This window comes from Echinicola arenosa (genome assembly GCF_014841125.1).
Lineage (GTDB): Bacteria > Bacteroidota > Bacteroidia > Cytophagales > Cyclobacteriaceae > Echinicola > Echinicola arenosa.
This window is the reverse complement of the sequence record NZ_JACYTQ010000001.1, coordinates 1,039,365-1,052,659: the sequence shown is the minus strand read 5'-3', so window position 1 is coordinate 1,052,659 and position 13,295 is coordinate 1,039,365. Positions and strand designations below refer to the sequence as shown.

At 40.9% G+C, this 13,295-nt stretch carries 11 protein-coding genes; 9 read left to right on the top strand and 2 right to left on the bottom strand.

Annotated features, from left to right (window positions below; genetic code table 11):
- Window positions 1-79 precede the first annotated feature (79 nt).
- The 9 genes from ilvD to IFO69_RS21575 all read left to right on the top strand — a co-directional run bounded on the left by ilvD (window position 80) and on the right by IFO69_RS21575 (window position 10,448).
- Window positions 80-1,762 (top strand): dihydroxy-acid dehydratase, encoded by a 1,683-nt coding sequence (ilvD, locus tag IFO69_RS03955; RefSeq protein WP_192008521.1) that lies wholly within the window; start codon window positions 80-82, stop codon window positions 1,760-1,762.
- Window positions 1,763-1,817: 55 nt separating this feature from the next.
- A complete protein-coding gene (ilvB, locus tag IFO69_RS03950) occupies window positions 1,818-3,512 on the top strand; it encodes a biosynthetic-type acetolactate synthase large subunit (protein ID WP_192008519.1) in 1,695 nt (564 codons plus the stop codon).
- 10 nt (window positions 3,513-3,522) lie between these two features.
- The gene (ilvN, locus tag IFO69_RS03945) at window positions 3,523-4,026 is read left to right on the top strand and encodes an acetolactate synthase small subunit (RefSeq protein ID WP_192008513.1); all 504 of its coding nucleotides are present in this window, start codon (window positions 3,523-3,525) and stop codon (window positions 4,024-4,026) included.
- An 11-nt stretch (window positions 4,027-4,037) separates the two neighbouring features.
- A complete protein-coding gene (gene ilvC / locus IFO69_RS03940; protein ID WP_192008508.1) occupies window positions 4,038-5,081 on the top strand; it encodes a ketol-acid reductoisomerase in 1,044 nt (347 codons plus the stop codon).
- A 169-nt stretch (window positions 5,082-5,250) separates the two neighbouring features.
- Window positions 5,251-6,648 (top strand): 3-isopropylmalate dehydratase large subunit, encoded by a 1,398-nt coding sequence (leuC, locus tag IFO69_RS03935; RefSeq protein ID WP_192008506.1) that lies wholly within the window; start codon window positions 5,251-5,253, stop codon window positions 6,646-6,648.
- A 20-nt stretch (window positions 6,649-6,668) separates the two neighbouring features.
- Window positions 6,669-7,259, top strand: coding sequence for a 3-isopropylmalate dehydratase small subunit (gene leuD, locus IFO69_RS03930; protein WP_192008504.1), 591 nt, complete (start codon window positions 6,669-6,671; stop codon window positions 7,257-7,259).
- 13 nt (window positions 7,260-7,272) lie between these two features.
- On the top strand, window positions 7,273-8,856 hold the full coding sequence (locus IFO69_RS03925; RefSeq protein WP_192008502.1) for an alpha-isopropylmalate synthase regulatory domain-containing protein: 1,584 nt from the start codon (window positions 7,273-7,275) through the stop codon (window positions 8,854-8,856).
- Window positions 8,825-9,892, top strand: coding sequence for a 3-isopropylmalate dehydrogenase (gene leuB / locus IFO69_RS03920; protein ID WP_192008500.1), 1,068 nt, complete (start codon window positions 8,825-8,827; stop codon window positions 9,890-9,892). The genes IFO69_RS03925 and leuB overlap by 32 nt, the downstream gene beginning before the upstream one ends.
- Before the next feature lie 247 nt (window positions 9,893-10,139).
- A complete protein-coding gene (locus IFO69_RS21575) occupies window positions 10,140-10,448 on the top strand; it encodes a dihydrofolate reductase family protein (protein ID WP_225443972.1) in 309 nt (102 codons plus the stop codon).
- A 209-nt stretch (window positions 10,449-10,657) separates the two neighbouring features.
- Here IFO69_RS21575 and IFO69_RS03910 read toward each other — a convergent pair whose 3' ends face one another.
- Together IFO69_RS03910 and recN are read right to left on the bottom strand one after the other, a co-directional pair.
- Complete coding sequence (locus IFO69_RS03910; RefSeq protein WP_192008498.1) at window positions 10,658-11,476, bottom strand: enoyl-ACP reductase FabI; 819 nt, start codon at window positions 11,474-11,476, stop codon at window positions 10,658-10,660.
- Window positions 11,477-11,599: 123 nt separating this feature from the next.
- On the bottom strand, window positions 11,600-13,249 hold the full coding sequence (gene recN, locus IFO69_RS03905; RefSeq protein ID WP_192008496.1) for a DNA repair protein RecN: 1,650 nt from the start codon (window positions 13,247-13,249) through the stop codon (window positions 11,600-11,602).
- Between the last annotated feature and the right edge of the window lie 46 nt (window positions 13,250-13,295).

Here is a 13,295-nt window from a genome sequence, read left to right as displayed (position 1 = left end):
AGAACATCCATAAAGCAATAAAGTGCCTCATACCATGAGGCACTTTTTTTTATAAGGCGATAACAGAATTAGATATATAATGAGTGATTTAAAAAAATATAGTTGGGAAATAAGCGATAACCAGGAGCATCCGGCAGGGATGGCCATGCTTTACGCTACAGGATTGAGTGATGAAAAGATGAAACAGCCTTTTGTAGGGGTCGCTAGTTGTGGTTATGAAAGTAATCCATGTAACATGCACTTGAACAGTTTCGCCGAAGAAATCAAAGCTTCGACCAACAAGTCTGATTTAGCAGGATTTATATTCAATACCATCGGCATTTCCGATGGTATTTCTATGGGTACTGCAGGGATGAGTTATAGCCTTCCTTCAAGAGAAGTAATTGCTGATTCTGTCGAGTCATTTATTTTAGGACACTCATTTGATGGAGTGGTTACTATTCCTGGTTGTGACAAGAATATGCCGGGTGTTGTGATGGGAATGTTAAGGGTGAATCGTCCAAGCATCATGGTTTTTGGTGGCACTATTCGCTCTGGACATTACAAAGGAGAAAAATTGAATATTGTTTCTGCATTTGAGGCATATGGCAAAAAGATCAACGGCCAGATATCGGATGAGGATTATATGGGTGTGATCAAAAATGCATGTCCTGGTGCAGGGGCGTGTGGTGGTATGTATACAGCTAATACCATGTCCTCAGCTATTGAGGCCATGGGGCTTTCACTGCCATTTAGTTCTTCTTACCCTGCGACTTCTAAAGAGAAGCGTGAGGAATGTAAGAACATGGGGAAATATATCAAGCAGCTCTTGGCTCTAGATATAAAGCCAAAGGATATTGTAACCAAGAAGAGTATAGAGAATGCTGTGAGGGTAACTGTAGCTCTTGGGGGAAGTACCAATGCCGCCTTACACATATTGGCCATTGCTAAAACTGCTGGTGTAGATTTTACTTTGGAAGATTTTAAGCAAATTAATGCTGAAACACCAGTTTTGGGTGATTTTAAGCCAAGTGGTAAGTTTATGATGGAAGACCTTTACGATATGGGGGGGCTGCCTGCCTTCTTGAAGTACTTCTTGAATGAAGGGTTACTTCATGGAGATTGCATGACTGTTACTGGTAAAACAATGGCAGAAAACTTAGAAGGTATCGAGCCAGTGAAGACATCCAAAGAGAGTGTGATCCATCCATTAGATAATCCAATCAAGGAAACAGGACACTTGTGTGTGCTTCATGGAAACCTTGCACCAGAAGGGGCGGTTGCCAAAATTTCTGGTAAAGAAGGTAAATCATTTACAGGCACAGCCAGGGTGTTCAACAGTGAAGTTGAGGCCAATGAGGCTATGAAAAATAAGAAAGTGCAGAAGGGGGATGTTGTAGTTATTCGTTTTGTTGGGCCAAAAGGTGGGCCAGGGATGCCAGAAATGTTAAAACCCACAGCCATTATCATTGGTGCTGGACTTGGTTCAGATGTGGCTTTGATTACAGATGGTAGGTTTTCCGGCGGTACACATGGTTTTGTAGTCGGGCACGTCACTCCTGAGGCATATATGGGAGGACCTATTGGTTTGATCCAGGATGGAGATACGATCACTATTGATGCAGAGACTTTAGAACTTAACGTGGACGTAAGTGATGAAGTGTTTGCCGAAAGAAAGAAAAGCTGGAAGAATAAGGATTTAAGCCATCTTCAAGGTACTTTAAAGAAATACAGTCAATTGGTGTCTACTGCTTCAGAGGGTTGTGTTACAGACAAGGGGTAAGGCAATAGACCACCAAATAGAAGGAAGAAGAACCTCAAATATAATTTAATTACACATGAAAGATTCGAGAATCAGAGGAGCTGAGATCGTAATCAAATCTTTGGTAGCTGAAAATTCCGAATATATTTTCGGTTATCCAGGAGGTGCCATCATGCCAGTTTATGATGCACTCTATGATTACGCGGACCAAATCAAGCATGTACTGACAAGACATGAACAGGGAGCAATCCATGCAGCGCAAGGTTATGCGCGAGTCTCTGGAAAAGTCGGAGTCTGTATGGCTACTTCAGGGCCAGGCGCTACTAACCTGATCACAGGGATAGCAGATGCCATGATTGATAGTACTCCTCTGGTCTGCATTACGGGACAAGTGGCTTCGCCTTTGCTGGGAACGGATGCATTTCAGGAAACTGACGTGGTGGGTTTTTCCATGCCAGGAACTAAATGGAACATCCAAGTAAGAAGGGTAGAAGACATAGCACCGGCTATAGCCAAAGGTTTTCATATTGCTAGATCAGGGAGACCGGGGCCTGTATTGATAGATATTACCAAGGATGCTCAAAATGCCTTAGGAGAGTTTAATTATGTGCCTTGTCTGGGGATCAGGTCTTATCGTCCTTATCCAAAGGTCAATGAAAATAGCGTTGCGAAAGCAGCAGAAATAATCAACCAAGCTAAAAGACCCTATGTGCTCTATGGCCAAGGGGTAGTAATAGGTAAAGCAGAAGAAGAGCTCAAAGCATTCTTAGACAAAAGTGGTATTCCTGCAGCTTGTACCTTATTAGGATCGGGAGCTTTGGATGAAGATCATCCACAGTATGTAGGGAAATTGGGGATGCATGGTAACTATGCCCCAAATATGCTGACCAACAAATGTGATGTCTTGATTGCAATAGGAATGCGTTTTGATGATCGGGTAACCGGAGACCTGAAACGTTATGCCAAACAAGCTAAGGTGATTCACTTGGAGCTAGACAATGCGGAGATTAACAAGAATGTAAAGTGCGAAGTGTCTATACTTGGCGATTGCAAGGAAAGTTTACCTTTGCTGACTGAAAAACTGAAAGAGAAGTCTCATCAGGACTGGTTGGGTGAGTTTAGAAAGTTGGAAGAGAAAGAGAAAAGTGCGGTAGTTTCCCTGGACTTATTGCCTACTAAAACTGGCCTGACTATGGGTGAGGTAATCCGCTATGTGAACGATTTCAAAAAGGATGATGCCATTTTGGTAACTGACGTTGGACAGCATCAAATGATAGCATGGAGATACTTTAAGTATAAAACTACTAGAACTCAGGTGACTTCCGGAGGTTTGGGAACGATGGGCTTTAGTTTGCCTGCTGCATTGGGGGCACAATTGGCTGATCTAAATCGCCAAGTGATTTGTGTAGTCGGTGATGGAGGTATACAGATGACTATTCAGGAATTTGGTACCATTATGCAAACTCAAAGTCCTGTAAAGATTGTTTTGTTGAACAACAATTTCTTAGGTATGGTAAGACAATGGCAGCAGTTGTTCTTTGATAAGCGCTATTCGTTTACAGAACTTGATAATCCTGATTTCGTCAAGATTGCCGAAGCTTACAATATGAAAGCTTCTAAGGTAACGGAAAGGGATAATCTTAGAGATACTGTAGCAGAAATGATGGTGCATGACGGTCCTTATTTTCTTGAGGTAGTCGTAGAAAAAGAGGACAATGTGTTCCCTATGATTCCTACAGGATGTTCAGTAGAAGAAGTGAGATTAAGCTAAGCCACATTTTATGAATCGTTATACAATATCCCTTTTTACGGAAAACTTCATAGGTATTCTTAATCGAGTAACTTTGATTTTTACGAGAAGAGGTGTGAATATAGATGCCCTTACTGCTTCTGAAAGTAAGGAAGATGGTGTGCACAGGATCACCATAGAAGTGACCACGACTGAAGAGCAGGTCATTCAGATTGTAAAGCAAACTGAAAAAATAATTGACGTCATCAAGTCCTTTTATTATAAGGACGACGAGGTCGTTTACCAAGAGATTGCACTTTACAAAATTCCTATCAGCAGTCTTGATCCGGGCTTGGAAAAAGTCATTAGGCAATACAATGCAAGGATCATTTCAGCAGAGAAAGAGTTTGTAGTGATCGAAATGACAGGCCACAAAGAAGACACTAAAGCGCTGCTGGAAATTTTGAAGGATTTCAGTATCCTTGAATTTGCCAGATCAGGCAGAGTGGCGGTGGCCAAACCAATGGGAACAATTGAACAATACTTAAATAATTAAAATTAGAAACAATGAAACTGAAATTCGGAACAGTTGAAGAAGATGTAGTAACAAGAGAAGAATTTCCTCTTGAGAAAGCCAGAGAAGTACTTAAAGACGAAGTGATTGCTGTATTGGGCTATGGTGTACAAGGTCCAGGTCAAGCACTTAACTTGAAAGATAATGGTTTTAATGTAATCGTTGGTCAGCGTAAAGGTTCCAAAACTTGGGACAAAGCAGTAGCTGACGGTTGGGTACCTGGTGAGACGCTTTTTGAATTGGAAGAAGCCTGTGAAAAAGGTACTATCCTTCAGTTCTTGCTTTCTGATGCAGGTCAGATCGCCCTTTGGCCAACTGTAAAGAAGCACCTTTCTCCAGGGAAGGCTCTGTATTTCTCTCACGGTTTCGGCGTGACTTACAATGACCAAACTGGCATCATTCCTCCAAAGGATGTTGATGTGATTTTGGTAGCCCCTAAGGGGTCTGGTACTTCTTTAAGAAGAATGTTCGTAGAAGGTAGAGGTTTGAACTCTTCTTTCGCGATCTACCAAGATGCTACTGGTAAAGCTAGAGAAAGAGTGATTGCTTTAGGTATCGGAGTAGGTTCTGGTTACTTATTTGAAACTGATTTCTACAGAGAAGTGACTTCTGACTTAACTGGTGAGAGAGGTACCTTGATGGGAGCTATCCAAGGAATCTTTGCAGCTCAGTACGAAGTATTGAGAGAAAACGGTCACTCTCCTTCTGAGGCTTTCAACGAGACTGTTGAAGAATTGACTCAGAGTTTGATGCCATTGGTTGCTGAGAACGGTATGGACTGGATGTATGCTAACTGTTCTACTACTGCACAAAGAGGTGCTTTGGATTGGTGGAAGCCGTTCAGAGATGCGTCTAAACCAGTATTCGAAGATCTTTACAAAAGCGTTAAAGATGGTAAGGAAGCTGCTAAATCTATCGAGTCTAACAGTAAGTCTGACTACAGAGTGAAGCTGGAAGAAGAGTTGAAGGAGCTGAGAGAGTCTGAAATGTGGCAAGCTGGTGCTACTGTTCGTAAACTGAGACCAGAGAACAATTAATATTACTTTAAAGGAAAGTCTCTGGAATAAAATGAACGATATGATTGTTTAAAAGTTAAATAGAGACTTTCCCTAATTCCGATTAAAAATCGGGACGGGAGGAATAGGAGAAAGAGATCACTCTGGTTCCTATTCCTTCTGAAGTTTAAGATGATTGATAACAGAAGCGATGGAAAAGAAAACATTATTTGACAAAGTATGGGACGCTCACGTAGTGAAGTCAGTCCCTGATGGACCTGATGTGTTTTTCATAGATAAACACTTTATCCATGAAGTAACCAGCCCGGTCGCCTTCCTTAACCTAGAAAAAAGAGGCAACAAAGTTCTCTTCCCCGAGAGAACGGTAGCCACCCCTGATCACAACGTTCCCACCATCGATCAGGACAAGACTATCAAAGATAAACTTTCTCGCATGCAGGTAGAAAAGCTGCGTGAAAACTGTAAGAAATACGGCATTGAATTACACGATCTGGGTACAGATCATCACGGTATTGTTCACGTAATTGGACCGGAATTGGGTATCACCCAGCCTGGTATGACCATTGTATGTGGAGATAGCCACACTTCTACACACGGTGCATTTGGAGCGATTGCTTTCGGTATCGGTACTTCCGAAGTTGAAATGGTATTTGCATCACAGTGTATCATGCAGTCCAAGCCTAAGCGTATGAGAATTACTGTGGATGGCGAGCTGCACAAAGGTGTTACTTCCAAAGACATCATTCTTTATATCATCTCTAAAATCTCTGCCAGTGGTGGTACTGGTTACTTCATTGAATATGCCGGTTCGGCTATTCAAAGCTTAAGCATGGAGGCAAGGATGACCATCTGTAATATGAGTATTGAAATGGGTGCTCGTGGAGGTTTGATTGCTCCTGATGAAACGACATTTAATTACCTTAAAGGAAAAGAGCATGCTCCCAAAGGTGAAGATTGGGACAAAGCTTTAGCTTACTGGAAGACGCTCAAAACCGATGAAGGTGCTGAGTTTGATATTGAGTATGCATATGATGCTGCTGATATTGAACCAATGATTACCTATGGCACCAATCCTGGTATGGGGATCAAGATCAAGGACAATATCCCTACTACTGAAGGTATGGAAGGTAGCAATAAGAAATCCTATATCAAATCACTTGATTATATGGGATTTGCACCAGGAGAGCCAATCAAAGGAAAGAAAATTGATTATGTTTTCGTTGGTAGCTGTACTAACGGAAGAATTGAAGATATCCGCGCTGTAGCTGAGTTTGTGAAAGGCAAAAAGAAGGCGGATAATATTACGGCTTGGATAGTTCCTGGTTCTAGAGAGGTGGAAAAGCAGGCCATCGCAGAAGGTCTAGTAGACGTTTTGGAAGAAGCTGGGTTTAAACTAAGACAGCCGGGTTGTTCTGCTTGTCTGGCCATGAATGATGATAAGATTCCAGCTGGAAAGTATGCAGTATCTACTTCCAATAGGAACTTCGAAGGTCGTCAAGGGCCTGGAGCAAGAACCCTTTTGGCTTCTCCTTTGACTGTGGCAGCAGTAGCCATTACTGGTGAAGTAACCGATCCACGCGAAGTATAATCATCTAAAATCGATCAAAAATGGCTTACGATAAGTTTAATATATTAAAAAGCACCGTGGTTCCTTTGCCAACAGAAAATGTGGACACGGATCAGATAATTCCAGCTAGATTCTTAAAGGCAACAGAAAGAGAAGGTTTTGGAGATAATCTTTTCAGGGATTGGAGATATGATAGTGAAGGAAATCCTAAGGCGGATTTCGTGCTTAATGACGCTACTTACTCTGGTAAGGTGTTGGTGGCAGGAAAGAACTTCGGTTCAGGATCAAGTAGGGAGCATGCTGCTTGGGCCATCTATGACTATGGCTTCAGATGTGTGGTTTCTAGCTTCTTTGCGGATATCTTCAAAAATAACTCTCTGAACATTGGAATACTACCTGTAACGGTGACTCCTGAATTTTTGGATGAAATCTTTGCCGAAGTAGAGAAAGATCCGAGCACGGAAGTAGAAGTGGATATCAGTACACAGACCATCACGTTGTTGAGCACTGGTAGATCAGAATCGTTTGATATCAATTCCTACAAAAAGGAAAATATGAAAAATGGTTTTGATGATATCGATTATCTATTGAACATCAAAGAAGATATCGTTGCTTTTGAAGCAAGCAAATAATAACTAAAGAGACATGCGTCTTCATAAGAAAATAGAAATCATGGATACCACACTGAGGGATGGTGAACAGACCTCAGGTGTATCCTTTTTGCCTTCTGAAAAGCTTCAGATAGCCAAGCTGCTATTGGAGGAATTGAAGGTAGACAGGATAGAGGTAGCATCTGCCAGGGTTTCTGAGGGGGAGCTGGAAGGGGTGAAGAAAATCACGCATTGGGCTTCTGAAAAAGGATACTTGGATAGGGTGGAGGTTTTGGGCTTTGTGGACACGCCCGCCTCAGTGGACTGGTTGGTTTTGTCGGGAGCTAAAGTATTGAACCTTCTGACCAAAGGGTCACTCAATCACCTTACCTACCAACTAAAGAAAACTCCTGAGCAGCACTTTGCTGATATTGCCAAATGCATTGAATGTGCTACATCAAAAGGAATAGCGGTAAATGTGTACTTGGAAGATTGGAGTAGTGGGATGCGTAAGTCCAAGGATTACACCATAAGTTTAATTGACTTTTTGGTGAGTCAAGAGGTGAAGCGAATTATGCTTCCTGATACTTTAGGACTTCTAAAGCCTGAAGAAGTAAGGACTTTTGTGAAGGAGGTTACCAGTAAATATCCAGATATCCATTTTGACTTTCATGCGCACAATGATTACGATCTCTCTGTAGCCAATGTATTGGAAGCTGTAAATCATGGGATTTCCGGAATTCACAGTACCATCAATGGCTTGGGCGAACGAGCTGGAAATGCACCCTTGGAGAGTATCGTAGCCAGTATCACGGATTTCACAGATTTTAAGTTGAATGTTCAGGAGAACAAAATCTATCGGATCAGCAAGTTGGTAGAGCAGTTTTCTGGACTTCATATACCCTCAAACAAACCAGTAGTCGGTGAGAATGTCTTTACCCAAACAGCAGGAATTCATGCTGATGGAGACAACAAGAAAAACCTTTACTACAATGATTTGCTTCCAGAACGTTTCGGAAGAACAAGGAAGTATGCATTAGGGAAAACATCAGGTAAAGCCAATATTCTAAAAAATCTGATGGAGCTAGGGATTTCCCTAGAGCCTGAGGAGCTTAGCAAAGTGACCCAAAAGATCATTGAATTAGGCGATCGCAAAGAAAGGGTTACAACGGAGGATTTGCCTTATATCATTTCGGATGTTTTACAGAACAACAGTATCAAAAAAGATATCCTCATTGAAGGATATCATATGACCCATTCCAAAGGACTTAAGCCAACGGTGCAATTAAGGCTAAAGGTGAAAGACCAATTTTATGAAGCACATGCTTCAGGAAATGGGCAGTTTGATTCTTTTATGCTGGCATTGCATAAAATATACAAGTCACTCAATAAAACTTTGCCCAAGTTGACGGATTTTAGTGTAAGTATTCCTCCTGGAGGAAAAACAGATGCTTTTGTAGAAACTGTAATCACTTGGGACTATGGAAGGATTATCAAGACCAAAGGTCTTGATAGTGACCAGACTGTGGCGGCAATGATGGCCACGGAAAAAATGCTAAACATCATTGAACAAATGAATATCGGAAAAACAGAAAATACGAACTTATATGGAAATGAATTTAGCGCTACTGCCAGGTGATGGCATTGGCCCTGAAGTAATCGATCAGGCTGTGAAAGTGGTCAAAGCCGTAGGAAAGAAATTTGGCCATACCATAACTTTTAAAGAAGCCATTGTGGGAGCGGCAGCTATTGATGCTACTGGTAACCCATACCCAGATGAAACACATGAAGTTTGTGTGCAATCTGATGCAGTTCTTTTTGGAGCAATAGGTGACCCAAAGTATGATAATGACCCCAAGGCTAAAGTTAGACCTGAGCAGGGTTTATTGGCTATGAGAAAGAAATTGGGGCTGTTCTCTAACGTTCGACCTACTTTTACTTTTCCTTCATTGATCCATAAATCTCCTTTAAAGAAGGACCGTATTGAAGGTACTGATTTTGTGTTTTTGAGAGAGCTCACAGGAGGTATTTATTTTGGTGAGCCAAGAGGTAGAAATGAGCAAGGTACCAAGGCTTTTGATACCAATGTTTACACCAAAGAAGAGATCACTCGACTAGCAAGAATGGGCTTTGAATTTGCTCAGAAAAGAAGAAAGTTGCTTACCTGTGTGGATAAAGCCAACGTTTTGGCTACTTCCAGACTTTGGAGAGAAACAGTGCAGGAATTGGAACCAGAGTATCCAGATGTAAAAGTAGAGTATGAATTTGTGGATGCAGTAGCGATGAGGTTGATCCAATGGCCTAAGGCTTATGATGTGTTGATCACCGAAAACTTGTTCGGTGATATTTTGACAGATGAGGCCAGTGTTATCTCGGGCTCTATGGGATTGATGCCTTCTGCCTCATTAGGTACAGATGTCAAATTGTTTGAACCGATTCATGGTTCTTACCCTCAAGCGGCCGGCAAAGATATCGCCAATCCATTGGCAACTGTGCTTTCTGCTGCGATGATGTTCGAATATGCTTTTGATTTGAAAGAAGAAGCAAAAGCCATTTCTGATGCAGTTAACCTTTCTTTAGCTGAAGGAATAGTGACAGAGGACATTGCAGAAGGAGAGAAGGCGTATAAAACGTCAGAAGTTGGTGACTGGTTGGCAGAACAGATTTTAAAATAACGATTTTGCCATTGATATGATTAGTTGAAGACGGAGTCCAAATGGACTCCGTTTTTTGTTTTAGCCTTGTGGTTACAATATAGCAGATTCCAGATCTTATGAATTGAGCAATGGGTCATTTACTGTCAATTTTAAAAGTTTGAACTCAGGAGTCTTTTTGTTTTACAATAGATGGTTGTAATATTGAACATATGGACTGAAAAGCTTCAAAAATGGAAAGAAAAGTAATTCTCTATATCGCTTGAGCGTGGACGGCTTTATTGCCAAGGATGAGGATGATATTGACTTTTTGTCAAAGGTTGAGGTGCCTGGAGAGGATTATGGGTGCGAAGACTTTCAGGGAAATGTTGACACGCTTATTTGGGGAAGAAAGACTTATGACAAATTACTTTCTTTTGGAATCCCATTTCCTCATAAGAATAAGAAGTGTTATGTTTTGTACAAGACGGTTTCCGGAAAAAATGAAGATCTTGAATTTTATGGAGGGAGTTTAACTGAATTGGTTACAACTCTGAAAGGAAAAGAAGGAAAGCATACTTGTTGTGATGGAGGGTGAGAAGTGGTATTCAGCCTATTAAAGAAAAAATTGATAGATAAAATGGTGGTCTCTGTTATTCCTTATCTAGTGGAAAATGGAGTGAGGCTCTTTAAAGATGGTAGACCAGAGCAAGGTATTAAATTAATCAAAAGCATAGCATACCCTTCTGGATTGATACAGCTATGGTATGATATGAAATGAAAAAAGCCCCCTGGGGAGCTTTTTTATTATTTTTGATCGACAAGTTTTTCCATAATCTCCTCGGAGATACCGGTGCACGAATAACCTCCATCATGATAAAGGTTTTGCATGGTGACCATTCTGGTATAGTCAGAGAACATCGTTACAATATATTCTGCACAAGCTTCAGCAGAAGCGTTTCCTAGTGGAGACAATGACTCGGCGAAATTGAAGAAAGAACTGAATCCTCCAATGCCAGATCCTGCAGTGGTCACAGTAGGAGATTGGGAGATTGTATTGACCCTTACTTTTTTGTTTTTACCAAATCTGTATCCAAAACCTCTGGCAATACTCTCCAAAAGTGCTTTGGCATCGGCCATATCCGTATAGAAAGGGTAAACTCTTTGTGCTGCGATATATGAAAGCCCAACGATAGAACCCCATTCGTTCATGATGTCCATCTTTTCGGCTACCTGCATCATTTTGTGGAAAGATAATGCTGAAATATCATAGGATTTCATGGCCCAATCATAGTTAAGGTCACCATATTCCCTTCCTTTTCGGATGTTTGGGGACATTCCGATAGAGTGAAGAAGGAAGTCGAAGTTATCACCAAGATATTCTTTGGCTTCCGAATAAAGTTTTTCGATATCTTCTACCGAAGTGGCATCAGCTGGGATTACGATAGTGTCACATTCCTTTGCCAGTTCGTTGATGGCGCCCATTCTCATAGCGATTGGGGCATTGGTAAGGACAAATTTAGCTCCCTGCTCTTTTGCCTTAAGAGCGGTTTTCCAGGCTATGGAATTTTCATCCAAAGCGCCTGTAATAATTCCTTTTTTTCCTTTCAGTAGATTCTCAGGCATGATATGTTTTTTAATTGATTTCGCTTATTAGTCCGTAAAAATAAATAAAATTTTACCCAAACAGATGAGATTGTATTGATAAATCTGTTTTTGACATCTCTAATGTGTTGTGATACAGTGATATCACTTTAATAAATCCATGGCGCTTTTTAGGGCACTTTCTGACGGATTGGCTCCCGCAATCATTTTTGCAATTTCCAAAACCCGTTCTTCATCGTCCAAAGTTTTGATTTTACTGATCGTTTTATGGGCACTGTTATCTTTAAAGACAAAATAATGTTTGTCTCCTTTGGCTGCTACTTGCGGTAAATGACTAATGCAGATAACTTGATGCTCTTGAGCAATTTGCTGCATCATCAAGACCATTTGTAAAGCGACTTCTCCAGAAATGCCTGTGTCGATTTCATCAAAAATCAAGGTTGGAAGGGCAACTTTATCTGCCATAATATATTTGATGGCAAACATCAATCTGGAGAATTCTCCACCGGAAGCCACCTGCTTGATGGGCTGAGGCTTAATGCCTTTATTGGCAGAGAATAAGATTTCAATGTGATCAATGCCGCTAGGGTTTGGCTCGGAAATATGATGGGAAATGTCAAGCTTGGCATTTTCCATTCCGAGTTGGGCCAATAGGCTTGTGATTTGTCCTGAAAAATCATTAAAGCTTTTTTGACGTTTCTGAGAAAGTTTCTCTGCGGCAATAGTCAGTTCATTCCAAGCCTTTTCTGTGACTTTTTGTAAGCCTTCCAACTCCTCATCAAGGTTGTCTATTTGGAACGCTTTGTCTGCCAATTCTTTTTCAAGATCGATTAGCTCCTCCACGGTCTGCAGACCATGCTTTTTTTGCAATTGATAAATTTTACTTAGTCTTTCTCGGATTTCTGCCAGCTTATCAAAATCCACTTCTATTTTGCTGTCTTCATCCTCCAATGAAGCAGCGATGTCATCAACTTCAATACAAATACTATTAAATCTTTCTTTTAATTCATCAAAACGATGGCTGTACTTACTTAGGTTTTGAATGACTTGATTGACTTGCATGAGCACATTGGCTGCACCCAACTCTTCACCATTTAATAATTGAAGGCTTTCATTGATTTTTGATTTGATGTCTTCGGCATTGTCAAGAATTTCTTGTTCATTCTCAAGTTCTTCTTGTTCACCTTTTTGAAGCTGTAGAGTTGAAAGTTCTTCTAATTGGAACTGATTGAAGTCAGCTTCTTTTCTGAGTTCAGCGGCTTCATGAGAAAGCTTTTCAAACGCCTTTTTCGCTTTTTTATAGGTTTTGTAAGCATCGCTATACTTTGCTTTTTCTGTTTTTGTCTGGGCAAAAGCATCAATTAAGCTCAGTTGATATTCACCTGCTCCCAACATGAGATTATCATGCTGAGAGTGGATGTCCATAAGCGCTTTACCCAATGTCTTTAGAATTTCCAGTCTAACGGGCGTGTCATTGACAAATGCCCGGCTCTTTCCTGAAGGAGCGATTTCCCTTCTGATAATACATGGAGTTTCGAAATCAAGGTCTTCCTCTTCAAAAAAAGTCTCTAATCCATAGTTTCCAATCTCAAAGACACCTTCAATGATACATTTTTTGGAATTATCAAATAATGCTTTCGTATCTGCCCTATTTCCTAAAAGCAGTCCAAGAGCACCTAGCATGATGGATTTACCAGCTCCTGTTTCGCCCGTAATCATATTCAGCGCAGAAGAGGGCGCCATTTCCAAAGTTTCTATTAAAGCATAATTAGAGATGCTCAGGTTCTTTAGCATACAGTAAAATCGGTTTTCTTTGATTTGGGGTAAAAGTAATCAAAAA

Bases quoted from the DNA above. Each gene is read 5' to 3' on its own strand.
- ilvN (WP_192008513.1), top strand. From the start codon at position 3,523: ATGAATCGTTATACAATATCCCTTTTTACGGAAAACTTCATAGGTATT.
- leuD (WP_192008504.1), top strand. From the start codon at position 6,669: ATGGCTTACGATAAGTTTAATATATTAAAAAGCACCGTGGTTCCTTTG.
- ilvD (WP_192008521.1), top strand. From the start codon at position 80: ATGAGTGATTTAAAAAAATATAGTTGGGAAATAAGCGATAACCAGGAG.
- ilvB (WP_192008519.1), top strand. From the start codon at position 1,818: ATGAAAGATTCGAGAATCAGAGGAGCTGAGATCGTAATCAAATCTTTG.
- recN (WP_192008496.1), bottom strand. From the start codon at position 13,249: ATGCTAAAGAACCTGAGCATCTCTAATTATGCTTTAATAGAAACTTTG.
- IFO69_RS03925 (WP_192008502.1), top strand. From the start codon at position 7,273: ATGCGTCTTCATAAGAAAATAGAAATCATGGATACCACACTGAGGGAT.
- leuC (WP_192008506.1), top strand. From the start codon at position 5,251: ATGGAAAAGAAAACATTATTTGACAAAGTATGGGACGCTCACGTAGTG.
- IFO69_RS03910 (WP_192008498.1), bottom strand. From the start codon at position 11,476: ATGCCTGAGAATCTACTGAAAGGAAAAAAAGGAATTATTACAGGCGCT.
- ilvC (WP_192008508.1), top strand. From the start codon at position 4,038: ATGAAACTGAAATTCGGAACAGTTGAAGAAGATGTAGTAACAAGAGAA.
- leuB (WP_192008500.1), top strand. From the start codon at position 8,825: ATGGAAATGAATTTAGCGCTACTGCCAGGTGATGGCATTGGCCCTGAA.